Origin of the sequence: Streptomyces doebereineriae (assembly GCF_031845645.1) — a bacterium.
Classification (GTDB): domain Bacteria; phylum Actinomycetota; class Actinomycetes; order Streptomycetales; family Streptomycetaceae; genus Streptomyces; species Streptomyces canus.
Map to the genome: position 1 here is coordinate 234,049 of NZ_JAVREZ010000005.1, position 12,790 is coordinate 246,838.

The following is a 12,790-nucleotide window of genomic DNA, read 5'->3' on the forward strand; positions in this document are numbered from 1 at the left end:
AAGAAAGTAAACTTAGGAGAGTCGGGATCACCCCATGAATGCGCGAAGGCGAGGCCCCTCTATTTCGCGACGGGCGGGCTGCGGTTCGGAAATGTGAATCGACCTTCAGGCTCACCGACGCGGTCCTGTGTGTGGACGTGGTCATGCGGCGCGGTGGTGGGGCGCCAGGGTGGTGTGGATCTGGTCGCGGATGTCGGCGAGGACGACTTCGTCGCTGCGGTGCAGGTACACGGTGGCGGTGGTGCCGATGTGGATGATCGCGGTGATCACCCGCGCCAGCGTTGCCGCGTCGGCGGCACCGATGTACTCGTCGCGGGTGAGCAGGTCGGTGATGCCGTCCTCAAGGCGGCCGGCAAGGGCCAGGCCCGCTTGCCGGTAGGGCTCGGCCGGGTCGCCGAAGACGAGTTCGTGCAGGTATGTGCGGCCGTTCTCGATGTGTTCCCTCAGGCACTCCACCACGGGACGGATGAGAGCGACGACCGGCTCCAGCACGCCCTGCCCGTCGGTGGCGTTCGCGGCGGCGAGGCCGACGTCGATGGCCGTGGCGAACTTCTCGTTCTGCACCATGATCAGCAACTCGGCCTTCGTGGACGCGTACAGGTAGAGGGTGCCGATCGCGACGTCGGCCCGGCGGGCGATCTGTTGCGTCGTGACCCTGCTGACGCCGTGTTCGGCGAACAGTTCGCGGGCTGCGGTCATGATGCGCTCGCGCTTGGCCTGTTTGGCCAGCTCGCGGCGCCCGATCGGCATGTGACCGCGTCCCATGGGGACCTCCCTTGACATTAATTCTGAGTAGACTCATAGTTGAGTGTACTCGGATCGATTGAGTGGGGCGAGACCCCAGGTGTCGCGCTGAACTGGCCGATCCAGCCTCAAACCTGGATAAATAGGATGAAGACAAGGAGCGGCGCCCGATGAGAGCGTTCGTCGTCACGAAGTACAAGGAGCCGCTGCAGGAGGCGGACGTCCCCGAGCCCACCGTGGGGCAGCACGACGTGCTTGTGCGGGTGGAGGCTGCCGGGCTGAACCCGCTGGATGAGAAGATCCGCGACGGTGAGTTCAAGCAGGTCCTGCCCTACAAGCTGCCGCTGATCCTGGGCAACGACGTCGCGGGCACCGTCATCGGCGTCGGGGCGGCGGTTCGCGGCTTCAAGCCCGGAGATGAGGTCTACGCCCGGCCCGACCAGAACCGCATCGGCACGTTCGCCGAGCGCATCGCCGTAGCGGAGGGCGACCTGGCGCTCAAGCCCGCTTCGATCAGCATGGAAGCGGCGGGCTCGCTGCCGCTGGTCGCGCTTACGGCCTGGCAGGCCCTGGTGGAGCGCGGGCAGGTGCGGCCCGGGCAGAAGGTTCTCATCCACGCCGGCGCCGGCGGGGTCGGTTCGATCGCGATCCAGCTCGCCGCGCACCTCGGCGCGAGCGTCGCCACGACCGCCAGCGGTTCCAACGCGCAATTCGTGCGCGCGCTCGGCGCGGACACGGTGATCGATTACCGCAGCCAGGACTTCGAGCAGCTCCTGACCGGCTACGACCTGGTGTTGGACAGCCTCGGTGGTGAGAATCTCGAGAAGTCGCTGCGGGTGCTCAAGCCCGGCGGCAAAGCCATCGGGATCGCCGGCCCCCCGGACCCCGCGTTCGCCCGCGAGGCCGGTCTGAACCCGCTGCTGCGCCTGGCGGTCGCAGGCCTGAGCCGCAAGATCCGCAAGCAGGCGAAGAAGCTCGGGGTGACGTATGAGTTCCTGCTTATGCGCGCCAGCGGCGACCAGCTCCGCCAGATCACCACCCTCATCGACCAGGGCGTGGTGCGCCCGGTCGTGGGCAAGGTGGTCGGCTTCGACGAGACCCCGCAGGCGCTGCAGTTCCTGTCCCAGGGTGGCATCCGCGGCAAGGCCGTCATCAGCAACAGCTGACTCGCCGCAACCGCGACGGGCGACACAAAACACACGAGGAGAATCCGTCATGAGTAGCACCGACACCCCGAACGAAGCCGTCATCACGGCCTACGCGAAGGCCCCGGCGCGCACCGTCAGCGCCGGTGGCGTCACCTACGCCTACCGCGAGCTGGGACCGAAGGGCGGCATCCCCGTCGTCTTCTTCGTCCACCTCGCCGCAACCCTGGACAACTGGGACCCCCGCATCATCGACCCCGTCGCGAAGGGCCGTCACGTCATCGCCTTCGACAACCGCGGGGTCGCGGCGTCCACAGGCCAGGTGCCGGACAGTGTCGAGGCGATGGCCGACGACGCCTACACCTTCATCAAGGCGCTCGGGTACGACAAGATCGACGTCTTCTCCTTCTCCCTCGGCGGCATGGTCGCCCAGGCCCTGGTGGTGAAGCACCCCGAGCTCATCCGCAAGCTTGTCCTCACCGGCACCGGGCCCAAGGGCGGCAAGGACATCGACAAGGTCGTCGGCACCACCTACTGGGACATCCTGCGCGCCACCCTGACCCGTTCGGACCCCAAGGAGTTCCTGTTCTTCAACCGCAACGCCGTCGGCAAGGCCGCCGGGCGCGCGTTCGTCAACCGGCTCAAGGAGCGCACCGTCGACCGTGACGCGAAGATCAAGACCAAGGCGTTCCAGACGCAGCTGAAGGCGATCCAGAAGTGGGGGCGCTCCACCCCCGACGACCTGGCGAAGATCACTCATCCCACGCTGATCGCCAACGGCGACAACGACCGCATGGTCCCCTCGGTCCTCTCCGATGACCTGCACCGGCGCATCAAGGACAGCGAGCTGATCATCTACCCCGACTCGGGTCACGGCGGGATTTTCCAGTACTACGAGGAGTTCGCCCCGGTCGCGGTCGAGTTTCTCGCCCGTTGACCACCGCCTGGCAGGAAGAGCCGGCCAGGGAGAGGGCCATCTCCGCCGCCCCGGGCCAGGAGGAGTACCGCCAGATCCACCTCGCCGAACACAACCCGGGCCGGTGGCCGGCGGAGTGGAGACCTAGATCCCCGTCGACCGGGAGATCGACGGGGTCGCGGAAGTCACCTTGCGATCGGCGCTCTACTCCGGCCCACCGAACTCGTCTCGCTGGACGTCGCGCCCACTGACGCCCCGTCGCCGACCGACATCCATCACGCATCTGGAGCCAGACCATGAGCGAGCAGAGCACCATCCACTACGAGCGCACCTCACCCAAGGTCGCGAAGATCACCTTCGCCAACCCGCCCGTCAACCTCATCGTCGGCGAGACCGTCCTGCGCCTCATCGAGATCGTCGAGACACTGGCCACTGACCCGGACATCCAGGTCGTGGTGTTCGACAGCGCCACCCCCGACTTCTTCTACAACCACTTCGACCTGGCCGCCGCCGCCGACTTCCCCGCCCCCGAGGACGAGAACGCAGTGCCGGCCTGGACGAGCCTGGTCCTGGCACTCTCCAAAGCGCCCTACATCACCATCGCGGCCATCCGCGGACGCACCCGCGGCGGCGGGAACGAACTCGCCCTCGCCCTCGATCTGCGGTACGCCAGCCGGGAGAAGGCGATCTTCGGGCAGCCGGAGGTCGGCAGCGGACTGCTCCCCGGCGGTGGCGGCACCGAACGCCTTCCCCGCGCCATCGGACGCGACCGCGCCCTGGAAGCCATCCTCACCAGCGACGACTACGACGCCGACACCGCCGAACGCTGGGGCTGGGCCACCCGTGCCCTCCCCGACAGCGAACTCGACGCCTTCGTCGACACGATCGTCGGTCGGCTCGCCTCCTTCGACCGCACGTCACTCGCCTCGGCCAAAGCCCAGGTCAACCGGGCCTCCCTACCCCCGGACGCCGATCTGATCGCCGCCTACGGCGAGTTCGCCCACTCCCTCACCCTCCCCGGGTTCCTCGCCCGCGCCGCCGGCACACAGGCCATCGTCGAGCAGGCAGGCATCGACTTCGAGTACCGCCTGGGGGAGTACATCGGCATCGCCAACCAGCAGCTCTGACAGCCCATCATGAAACGGACGCCGACGCAGCAGATGCTGCGGCGGTGCTCGTTTGTCGTGGGGGTCACCTGGTTCGTCGTCTCGTCCGTGCCGATCAGGAGCCGTTCAGGAGAAGAACATGGCGAGAAACTCCGTGACTACCGGAAACGGCCGATGGATCGGCGCTGTGGACGCGGTGGTGTTCGACGTCTTCGGCACCGTGGTCGACTGGCGCACGGGCGTCGCGAGGGAATTCGAGCGTGCCGGCACCCGCGCCGGGGTGCAGGCCGACTGGCTGGGACTCGCGACCGCGTGGCGCAGCCGATACGCGCCGACACTGCTGCGGGTGGTGTCGGGAGAAGTGCCTTGGCGGTCGCTGGACGAACTGCACCGGATGATGCTCGACGACGTGCTCACCGAGCATGGCCTGACCGGGTTCACGGACACCGACCGGGCCGAACTCGTCAGTGCCTGGCACCGCCTGAGCCCATGGCCCGACAGCCGCGACGGTCTGTCCCGGCTGCGCGAGACCCATATCACCGCCACCCTGTCCAATGGCAGCATCGCGCTGCTCATCCACCTTGCCCGCGTCGGCGGATTGCCCTTCGACGCCATCCTGTCCGCCGAACTGATCCACAGCTACAAGCCCGACCCAAAGGTGTACCTGATGGCCGGCGACCTACTCGAAGTCCCAGCGCCCAGGCTGCTGATGACCGCCTGCCATCTCGAAGACCTGCGTGCCGCCGCCGACGTCGGACTGCGCACCGCATACATTCCACGTCCGCTGGAATGGGGCCCCGGCCATCCGGCCGCACCGGCGCCGGACTGGGTCGACCTCATCGCCACCGACATCCCCGACCTGGCCCGACGACTCGCTCCATAGCGGACGATCCGACGCCGCCGGCCAACCGTCCGACCGCCATGGATCGCGGAACCCCGACCTGAAAAGACCACGTCGGGCCTCGGACCCACGCCTGGAAGGGGGACAGGCTCAGGCGTTCGTGCTGTGCAGGTCCGGGTAGGGCGCCTCGACCGGGCCGCTCACGGCCGACTTGACCTGTACGGTCAACTCGTCGGCCAGGACCTCGTGTTCGCCGGCCTCGACGGCGTCGTAGACCGTCGTCACCAGCTCCGCCGGCAGCAACTTCGGTCCGTCGGCGTGCGCGGCCATAGGGGCGTCGACGTAGCCCATGTGCACTGCCGTCACGTGGACTCCCTTGGGCGCGAGCTCGATGCGCAGAGAGTGCGAACGCGCGGGCGAGGAGGACGGGACCGAAGCAGTTCGTCTCCGCGCAGGCTCGCGTTGGGCGGGGATCGCACCCGCGTTGTTGATGAGCACGGTGACATCGAGCGTGAGGGGGACGATGCTCTCATCGACTCCTCGCCCGGCCGTGGGAGAATGAGCGGAGCCACATTCGAGCCCACACGGTAGTGACTGTCATCATAATTGATCGCAGTCAGGAATCTATTCCTGGAGGACACCGCCATGTCTGTCGCCCCCCAGTCGGTCGGACGGCGCGAGCGGAACAAGCAGGAGAAGTTCGACCGCATTGTCGCTGCCGCCAGTGAGCTGTTCGCCGAACACGGCGTCGATGAGGTCACGACCCAGCAGATCGCGGACAAGGCCGACATCGGCACCGGGACCCTGTTCCTTTATGCCAAGACCAAGGGCGAACTCCTCCTGCTTGTGCAGAACGCCAAGTACGCCGAAGCGCTCGAGCAGGGCCTGGCGGACGCCGAGACCGTCCCAGGCGTGCTGGACGCTGTGCTGGCGATTGTCCGGCCGATCGTCGAGTGCAACCGCACCCAGATCGACAACGGACGTACCTACCTTCGAGAGATGGTCTTCGGCGACCCCGAGGAGCCCCGGCACAGCGCAGCACTCGCCATCGTCGGGCAGGCCGAGGAGGCCATCGCCGCCGTGCTCCGCCGAGACGAGCGGGTCACAGCGGGCGACGCCGCGACGCTGGCACACATCGTGTCCGCCGTGATGTTCCTCAGCATGGCGATGAGCGTGAACATCGCCTTGAGCGTCGAGGAGATCGTGCAGGACATCCGGGGTCAGGTCGACGTCCTGCTGCCTCGCTGAAGTGCGGCCTGCGGAGTTGGCTGCTCCGCATAGGCCGGCTGCGCCGACGAGGGGAAGGCGGCGGAGGAATGCGCCTCCCGCGCCGACGGCGACAACATCGGACGCCCGCCAGTCCGGTTCGATCGGCGGGAGTTCACCGCACCGGACTCTCCTTGGCGTTCACTCCGGAAGCAGTTCATCGGCCCGTTCGGCGACCTCACGCCGTAGGGCGGTCCACAGGGCATGTACGGCGGGGTGCGTCACCGCTTCGCGGCGGACGGCCAGGGTGATGGGGAGCCGGATGTCGATCTCGTCGGCGAGCAGTCGGCGCAGTCGCGTCCGCTGGGCCAGGAAGGCCGGCAGGACGCCGATGCCGGCCCCTTGCTGGGTCGCTTCTAGCTGGGCGAAGACGTTCGTCGAGGAGAATGACGGGGTCATACCGGGAAGGTGACGTTCGATGTCGAGGTCGCCGACCTGCAGCATCGACTCGATGTAGAAGATGAGCGGGTGCTCGCGCAGCTCGGCCACCGTCTCAGGGCGGCCGTACCGGGTGAGGTAGTCGTCACTGGCGTAGAGCCCCAGCGTGTAGTCGGTGAGGTGCTCGGTCACCAGGTGACTGCTGGCGGGGACGCCGATGACGAGAGCGAGATCGAAGCCGGACGGGCGCAGGGCGAGCTGCCGTGTCGCGGTGATGAGTTCGACCTGCAGCCGGGGGTGCCGGCGGCGCACCCGTACGAGGGCGGGTGTGGCGAAGACGGTGCCGAAGCCGTCGGGCGCGCTGACGCGGACCGTGCCGTGCAGGGACGGCGAGTCCTGGCCCGCCACGGTGTCGACGACGCGGTCGATGGCCTCCTCGATCACGCGTGCGCTCTCCGAGACGGCTCGTCCGATGTCCGTCAGTGTCCATCCCTCCGCGCCCCGCTCGATGAGGCGCAGGCCGAGGCTCTTCTCCAGTGCGGCGATACGGCGTGACACGGTGGTGTGATCCACGCCGAGTGCGTCGGCGGCTGTCACCAGACGGCCGGTACGGGAGACCGCGAGCAGGTAGCGCAGATCGTCCGCGCGGAGTTTGCGCGGATCGACCGAGCGGGAGCCGACCGGCCGCGGAGCGGGGTTCTCGTCCGGGGAGTGGGGGCGCACGGCCCGACCGTATCTGCATTTCTGCACAGCGGCTGTGCGCTATTGGCCGTTGTTCGCACTTGGCGCGGGACCCCACAGTCAGGGCAGTGGGCGCCACCTGCCCCGCCGTGCTTGCCGAAAGGGCCGCCATGATCGCCAGCCTTTCCCTCCCGAGGATCCTGCGCGTCGGCGGCGGTGCCGTGGGCGAGCTGGGTGACGTCGTCGCAGGGCTGGGCCTGCGCCGTCCACTGCTGGTGACGGACGCGTTCCTCGCCGGCACCGGTGCGGCGGAACGACTGATGGCGACGCTCAGGGATGCCGGATCGCGGCCGCGCCTGTTTGCCGGCACCGTCCCTGATCCGACGACCGACTCGCTCGACGCGGGCCTGACCGTGTTGCGCGAGCACGGGGCGGACTCGGTGATCGGATTCGGCGGCGGCAGCCCGATGGACACCGCCAAGGCACTCGGCCTGTTGGGCGTCCAGGGCGGGCGGATGCGGGACTACAGAGCCCCGCACGTCAACCTCGGCCCGGCGCTGCCGGTGATCGCGGTCCCGACGACCGCGGGCAGTGGCTCGGAGGCTACTCAGTTCACCATCATCACCGACAGTGCCACGGACGAGAAGATGCTTTGCCCGGGGCCGGCATTCCTGCCGGTCGCCGCTGTCGTCGACTTCGAACTGACGCTGTCGATGCCGGCCCGGCTGACCGCCGACACCGGCGTCGACGCGCTCACCCATGCCGTGGAGGCGTATGTGAGCCGCAAGGCCAATCCGTTCTCCGACGGCCTCGCCCTGAACGCGATCCGGACCATCGGCCGCCACCTCCGCCGCGTCTACGCCGACGGGCGAGACCTCGAGGCTCGCGAGGCGATGATGCTCGCCGCGACCCAGGCCGGCATCGCCTTCTCCAACTCCAGCGTGGCGCTGGTGCACGGCATGAGCCGCCCGATCGGCGCTCACTTCCACGTGGCCCACGGTCTGTCGAACGCCATGCTCTTCCCCGCGGTGACCGCGTTCTCCGCGCCGGCCGCCGAGAGCCGGTACGCCGACTGCGCCCGCGCCCTCGGAGCCGCCACCGAGGGCCACAGTGACGCCTTGGCCGCCGACAAGCTCGTAGAGGCACTGCGATCACTGTGCAAGGATCTCGACGTGCCCACCCCTCGGGCCCACGGCATCGACAAGGACGAGTGGTTCCGCCTGTCGCCCCTCATGGCCGAGCAGGCGCTCGCGTCCGGGTCGCCCGCCAACAACCCCGTCGTACCCACCGTGGACGAGATCCAGGATCTCTACGCGCAGATCTACGCCTGACACCCGGCGCATGAGGAAGAGGAACATGATGGCCACGACAGCCAGGTCCGCGCGGACCACGAGGTGCTGACCCATGACTGACGCCGCTGCCACAGAGATTCTCGCCGACGTCCACCGGGGCGTCGGCCGCATCCTCTTGAACCGCCCCAAGGCGCTCAACGCCCTGACGACAGGCATGGTCGCCGCCATCGACCGCGTGCTCGCCGAGTGGGAGGACATCCCGCTGTCCGCCGTGGTGCTCGCGAGCACCAGCACGAAGGCGTTCTGTGCCGGTGGAGACATCCGCACGATCCGCGAGCACAGCCTCTCCGGGGACGCCGAGGCAAGTGAGCGGTTCTTCGCCTCCGAGTACCGGCTCAACGCCCGCATCGCCGAATATCCCGTGCCGGTCGTGTCGCTCATCGACGGAGTGTGCATGGGCGGCGGCCTCGGTCTGTCCGTCCACGGCAGCTTCCGTGTCGTCACCGAGCGCGCGGTGCTGGCGATGCCCGAGACCGGGATCGGGTTCTTCCCGGACGTGGGGGCCAGCTACTTTCTGCCGAGGCTGCCCGGCGCGATCGGTATGTACCTGGGCCTCACGGGGCACCGGCTCGACGCGGCCGACACCCTGTACACGGGGCTGGCCACGCACTTCGTCCCCGCGGACGGGCTCGACGCGGTCGGCGACGCGCTGGCCGACAACCCCGGCGACCCGGTGGACGTGGTCCTGAACCGTCTCGGCGGCCGTTCCCCGGTGGCGGAGAGCAGGCTGGCGGAGGTACGCGGGGAGGTGGACCGGGCGTTCGGCGCGGCGACCCTCGGCGAGATCGAGAAACGCCTGCGTCACCTCGACACCCCCTGGGCGGCAGGCGCACTGGTCGCCTTGGAGTCCGCCTCGCCGCAGAGCCTGGAGATCACTCACGCCCTGTTGTCCCGGGGCAGGCAGCGCACATTGCGCGAGTGCCTCGCCGCTGAACTCGCCCTCGCACGTACGACCATCCGCACGCCGGACTTCCTGGAGGGCGTCCGTGCGGCCCTGGTCGACAAGGACCGCACTCCCGACTGGCAGCGTGTGGCGCTCGGCGGACGGACATTGCCGTCCTGATCATGCCCGCGAGGAGGGCATGGCCCAGCGCCGGGGGCCGGCCGTGCGGGAGGGGTGGGTTGCGGTGACCGTGCCGTACGCAAGGGCTGGTGCCGGCACGGTCTCAGTCGTTGTCGGGCACCATCGAGACCACGACCTTGCCCGCCTTGGTGCGGCCCTGCTCGACGTACGCCATCGCCTCTAGCGTCTGGTCGAACGGGAAGGTGCTGTCGATGACCGGGTGGAGCTTCCCGCTGTCGTAGAGGGCGCCGAGCTTGCGCAGTTGGGAGCCGTTGGCCTGCATGAAGAAGAACTGGTAGCGCACGCCCAGCGCCTTCGCCTGCTTGCGGACCTTGCGGCTGAGCATGCTCATCGCCAGGCCCATGAAGGAGGGGGCACCCAGTTGCTTGGCGAACCCGGGGTCCGGCGGGCCGACGACACTGATGGCCAGACCGCCGGGCTTCAGCACGGTCAGCGACTTCTCGAGGTTCGCTCCACCCACGGAGTCCAGCACGAGGTCGTAGCCGGACAGCATCTTCGAGAAGTCTTCTTTGGTGTAGTCGACGACGATGTCGGCGCCGAGGCTGCTGACCACCTTCTCCGTGTCGGTGCTCGTGGTCGTGGCGACCGTGGCGCCGAGGTGCTTGGCGAGCTGGATGGCCGTCGAGCCCAGTCCACCGGCACCGGCGTGGATGAGCACCTTCTGGCCCGGCTGCACGTGGGCCCGGTCGACGAGGATCTGCCAGGCGGCCAGGGCCACCAGCGGCACGGCGGCTGCCTCGTGGAGGGTGAGGGAGGCCGGCTTGGGGGCGACATCGTCCATGTCGATCGCGATGAACTCCGCGAAGCCGCCGATCCGCAGGTCGCGCGGACGGGCGTAGACCTCGTCGCCGATTTCGAGGCCGTGCACGGCGGAGCCGACCCGCGTCACGACGCCTGCCACGTCGTGGCCGAGCACGAACGGAGGCTTGTACTTCAGGAGCTGTTTGAACTCCCCGTTCCGGACCATTTTGTCCAGCGGATTGATACTGGCGGCGCTCACTTTGACCAGTACGTCGCGGTCTCCGACAGTGGGCTCGGGTACGTCTGCGGCGCGTACGCCGTCCTTGCCGTACTTCTCGACGACGAATGCCTTCATGCCGGCCGCCTTTCTGTGTGGGTTTTTCAGTACTCGATGTGATTCTTCGCGCAAGTCACCCTGCGCGCCCGTTCGGGTTGGTGTGCCGACCACGACGCTACTTACTGAGTATGGAAAAGTAAACTCAGGTGAGCCGGGGTCACCGCCATGGATGCGCTCAAGGGCATTTGGGTGACCGCTGTCGTGCCGACCCCGGAGGGGGCGGCGGTCCTGGAGGTGAGGTCGCCCGAGTGAGCTGAGGACTCCGCCGCGGCGGGGCGTGGGGGAGCAGTGGCGGTTACGGGCAGGGGAGCGGACCGGAAAACGCCGGGCGCAGCATGTGCGGGATGGCGCTTCCGTTGCCCAACGACCGCTCAATCGCGTGGTGTCGGCCCTGGACGCGCAGTACCCGCGTCCAGGGTTCCGGGTCAAGAACCGTGTGGCGCGGTCAGGGCTTCGTGGGTGGACTCCAGGATCTTCTCCGACAGCTCTGTGCCAGCCGTGGCCCGGGCGAGCAGGATCGCGCCGACCAGGGTGGCCACCATGGCAAGGCCGTCGTCGGCGTCGGTGGACATCCACGCGGCGAATTTCTCGACGCCGGCCGCGTACGTTTCGAGGACCTCCCCGGCTGCGGGCTCGCGAGCCATGTCCCCTGCGAAGCCCGCGGTGGGACAGCCGGTGCCGGGCCGGTCGCGGTGCTCGGCGGACAGGTAGTAGTCGATGAGGGTGCCGCGCGCGGTGTCGTGATCGCCCTGGGCAGTGTCGAACGACTCCAGAAGCAGGTCGAGGTCCCCGAACGCGGCTTGGGCCGCCTCGACGATCAGCGCCTCCTTGGAGGGGAACTGCTTGTAGAAGCCGCCCGTGGTCAGCCCGATGGACTTCATCAGATCGGCGACGCTGATGCCGTTCACCCCGCGCTCCCGGAAGAGCTGGGAGGCCGCGGCGACCGCGCGCCGGCGGTTCTCGAGCGCTTGTGCTTGCGAAACGCGACTCATCATTCACCTGCCACGTTAGATACCAAGGTGCATCTATCGTATGCGAAGTGTCGTGCGGTCGGCCGCAGTGCCGAGCCGCATCTCTGGAGGCGGCCCTGTAGTGCTCGGTATGCGGGCGGTGGGCACGTCTCCGAAGGAGGTCGCCGGGCCGTGAGGGCCTGACGCGAAGTCGTCCTTGGCGACCATGCGCCCCACGAGTCTCCGTCCGAACCTGATCGGCAGTCGGCCTCGTGGCCCCGCGTGCACGTTGACTGGATCGCTTTAGATATCTATCGTAATCTAAAGCGAGATCGGAGCCGACGCTTCGGTCCCCACTCATCCGCCGGCCCAGAATCGAGATCCCCCCATGACCACGCAGAACAAGACCGCTGTCGTCACCGGTGCGTCCGCCGGCCTGGGTACCGCCTATGCGCAGCGGCTTGCCGACCGGGGCTACGACCTGATCCTCGTCGCCCGGAACACTGCGCGGCTGGAAACGCTGGCGTCGGACATCCGCAGCCGCACGGGCCGCGCGGTGGACGTCGTCGCCGCCGACCTCACCGACGCGGCGCAGATCTCCGTGGTCGAGGAGCGCCTTCGGACCGACGAGAGCATCGAGGTACTGATCAACAATGCCGGCGGTGCGCTGCTCACGCCGCTGACCGGCTCCGACGCGGCGGCCTACGAGGCGCTGATCAACCTCAATGTGACAGCGCTCACCAGGCTGACCATCGCGGTCCTGCCGGGGCTGACGGCCCGCGGGCGCGGCACCGTGGTGAACATCTCCTCTGCCATGGCTCTCAACATCCTGCCCGTCAGCGCCGTCTACAGCGGCACCAAGAGCTACGTGCTGACGTTCACCCAGGCCCTGCAGCAGGAACTCGCCGAGAGCCCCGTCAGGGTGCAGGCCGTACTGCCGGGCGCTGTCCGCACGGAGCTCTGGGACGGCTCCGGCGTCGACCTCGAGGCGTTCCCCGACGAGATCGTCATGAGCGTGGACGACGCCGTCGACGCGGCGCTCGCCGGCCTTGACGCCGGGGAGCCCGTCACCATCCTGTCCCTGCCGGAGATCAGCGACTGGGAGTCGTTCGAGAAGGCGCGTCAGGCGCTCGTCCCGAACCTGTCCCGGAAGGTCCCGGCCGATCGCTACCGCGGCTGACCGCCGCTCCGGCACGGGCGCCGTCGACCACCGACCACTTTTCTCCACGCGGCTGGTCATCGCATACGC

At 68.4% G+C, this 12,790-nt stretch carries 13 protein-coding genes; 8 read left to right on the plus strand and 5 right to left on the minus strand.

Annotation, left to right across the window (positions count from 1 at the left end; all coding sequences use genetic code 11):
• Window positions 1-141: 141 nt before the first annotated feature.
• The gene (locus tag RNB18_RS17250) at window positions 142-765 is read right to left on the minus strand and encodes a TetR/AcrR family transcriptional regulator (RefSeq protein ID WP_311714953.1); all 624 of its coding nucleotides are present in this window, start codon (window positions 763-765) and stop codon (window positions 142-144) included.
• 149 nt (window positions 766-914) lie between these two features.
• On the opposite strand from RNB18_RS17250, the gene RNB18_RS17255 reads away from it, so the two are divergent.
• The 4 genes from RNB18_RS17255 (at window position 915) to RNB18_RS17270 (ending at window position 4,794) form a co-directional block, all read left to right on the plus strand.
• Window positions 915-1,910 (plus strand): NADP-dependent oxidoreductase, encoded by a 996-nt coding sequence (locus RNB18_RS17255; protein WP_311714954.1) that lies wholly within the window; start codon window positions 915-917, stop codon window positions 1,908-1,910.
• A 49-nt stretch (window positions 1,911-1,959) separates the two neighbouring features.
• Complete coding sequence (locus tag RNB18_RS17260) at window positions 1,960-2,826, plus strand: alpha/beta fold hydrolase (protein WP_311714955.1); 867 nt, start codon at window positions 1,960-1,962, stop codon at window positions 2,824-2,826.
• A 275-nt stretch (window positions 2,827-3,101) separates the two neighbouring features.
• Complete coding sequence (locus tag RNB18_RS17265) at window positions 3,102-3,932, plus strand: enoyl-CoA hydratase/isomerase family protein (RefSeq protein ID WP_311714956.1); 831 nt, start codon at window positions 3,102-3,104, stop codon at window positions 3,930-3,932.
• A 166-nt stretch (window positions 3,933-4,098) separates the two neighbouring features.
• Window positions 4,099-4,794: a haloacid dehalogenase type II gene (locus RNB18_RS17270; RefSeq protein ID WP_311714957.1), complete on the plus strand. Its 696-nt coding sequence runs from the start codon at window positions 4,099-4,101 to the stop codon at window positions 4,792-4,794.
• Window positions 4,795-4,902: 108 nt separating this feature from the next.
• On the opposite strand, the gene RNB18_RS17275 is transcribed toward RNB18_RS17270, so the two are convergent.
• Window positions 4,903-5,118, minus strand: a complete 216-nt coding sequence (locus RNB18_RS17275) for a Rossmann-fold NAD(P)-binding domain-containing protein (protein WP_311714958.1) — start codon at window positions 5,116-5,118, stop codon at window positions 4,903-4,905.
• Between the two features lie 279 nt (window positions 5,119-5,397).
• Here RNB18_RS17275 and RNB18_RS17280 point away from each other — a divergent pair, with 279 nt between their 5' ends.
• On the plus strand, window positions 5,398-6,000 hold the full coding sequence (locus RNB18_RS17280; RefSeq protein WP_311714959.1) for a TetR/AcrR family transcriptional regulator: 603 nt from the start codon (window positions 5,398-5,400) through the stop codon (window positions 5,998-6,000).
• Between the two features lie 159 nt (window positions 6,001-6,159).
• Here the strand turns inward: RNB18_RS17280 and RNB18_RS17285 are convergent, their stop codons facing one another.
• Window positions 6,160-7,119: a LysR family transcriptional regulator gene (locus RNB18_RS17285; protein ID WP_311714960.1), complete on the minus strand. Its 960-nt coding sequence runs from the start codon at window positions 7,117-7,119 to the stop codon at window positions 6,160-6,162.
• A gap of 128 nt (window positions 7,120-7,247) precedes the next feature.
• Here RNB18_RS17285 and RNB18_RS17290 point away from each other — a divergent pair, with 128 nt between their 5' ends.
• Window positions 7,248-8,408, plus strand: a complete 1,161-nt coding sequence (locus RNB18_RS17290) for an iron-containing alcohol dehydrogenase (RefSeq protein ID WP_311714961.1) — start codon at window positions 7,248-7,250, stop codon at window positions 8,406-8,408.
• Window positions 8,409-8,481: 73 nt separating this feature from the next.
• On the plus strand, window positions 8,482-9,492 hold the full coding sequence (locus RNB18_RS17295) for an enoyl-CoA hydratase/isomerase family protein (protein ID WP_311714962.1): 1,011 nt from the start codon (window positions 8,482-8,484) through the stop codon (window positions 9,490-9,492).
• A 103-nt stretch (window positions 9,493-9,595) separates the two neighbouring features.
• Here the strand turns inward: RNB18_RS17295 and RNB18_RS17300 are convergent, their stop codons facing one another.
• Both RNB18_RS17300 and RNB18_RS17305 read right to left on the minus strand, forming a co-directional pair.
• On the minus strand, window positions 9,596-10,609 hold the full coding sequence (locus tag RNB18_RS17300; RefSeq protein ID WP_311714963.1) for an NADP-dependent oxidoreductase: 1,014 nt from the start codon (window positions 10,607-10,609) through the stop codon (window positions 9,596-9,598).
• Window positions 10,610-11,016: 407 nt separating this feature from the next.
• A complete protein-coding gene (locus RNB18_RS17305) occupies window positions 11,017-11,583 on the minus strand; it encodes a TetR/AcrR family transcriptional regulator (RefSeq protein ID WP_311714964.1) in 567 nt (188 codons plus the stop codon).
• 346 nt (window positions 11,584-11,929) lie between these two features.
• Here RNB18_RS17305 and RNB18_RS17310 point away from each other — a divergent pair, with 346 nt between their 5' ends.
• Entirely contained in the window at window positions 11,930-12,721 is a 792-nt protein-coding gene (locus RNB18_RS17310; RefSeq protein ID WP_311714965.1) for an SDR family NAD(P)-dependent oxidoreductase, read from the plus strand.
• The last annotated feature ends 69 nt before the right edge of the window (window positions 12,722-12,790 follow it).

Excerpts from the sequence above, each read along its gene's own strand:
- RNB18_RS17250 (WP_311714953.1), bottom strand. The coding sequence starts at position 765 with ATGGGACGCGGTCACATGCCGATCGGGCGCCGCGAGCTGGCCAAACAG.
- RNB18_RS17255 (WP_311714954.1), top strand. The coding sequence starts at position 915 with ATGAGAGCGTTCGTCGTCACGAAGTACAAGGAGCCGCTGCAGGAGGCG.
- RNB18_RS17260 (WP_311714955.1), top strand. The coding sequence starts at position 1,960 with ATGAGTAGCACCGACACCCCGAACGAAGCCGTCATCACGGCCTACGCG.
- RNB18_RS17265 (WP_311714956.1), top strand. The coding sequence starts at position 3,102 with ATGAGCGAGCAGAGCACCATCCACTACGAGCGCACCTCACCCAAGGTC.
- RNB18_RS17280 (WP_311714959.1), top strand. The coding sequence starts at position 5,398 with ATGTCTGTCGCCCCCCAGTCGGTCGGACGGCGCGAGCGGAACAAGCAG.
- RNB18_RS17290 (WP_311714961.1), top strand. The coding sequence starts at position 7,248 with ATGATCGCCAGCCTTTCCCTCCCGAGGATCCTGCGCGTCGGCGGCGGT.
- RNB18_RS17295 (WP_311714962.1), top strand. The coding sequence starts at position 8,482 with ATGACTGACGCCGCTGCCACAGAGATTCTCGCCGACGTCCACCGGGGC.
- RNB18_RS17300 (WP_311714963.1), bottom strand. The coding sequence starts at position 10,609 with ATGAAGGCATTCGTCGTCGAGAAGTACGGCAAGGACGGCGTACGCGCC.
- RNB18_RS17305 (WP_311714964.1), bottom strand. The coding sequence starts at position 11,583 with ATGAGTCGCGTTTCGCAAGCACAAGCGCTCGAGAACCGCCGGCGCGCG.
- RNB18_RS17310 (WP_311714965.1), top strand. The coding sequence starts at position 11,930 with ATGACCACGCAGAACAAGACCGCTGTCGTCACCGGTGCGTCCGCCGGC.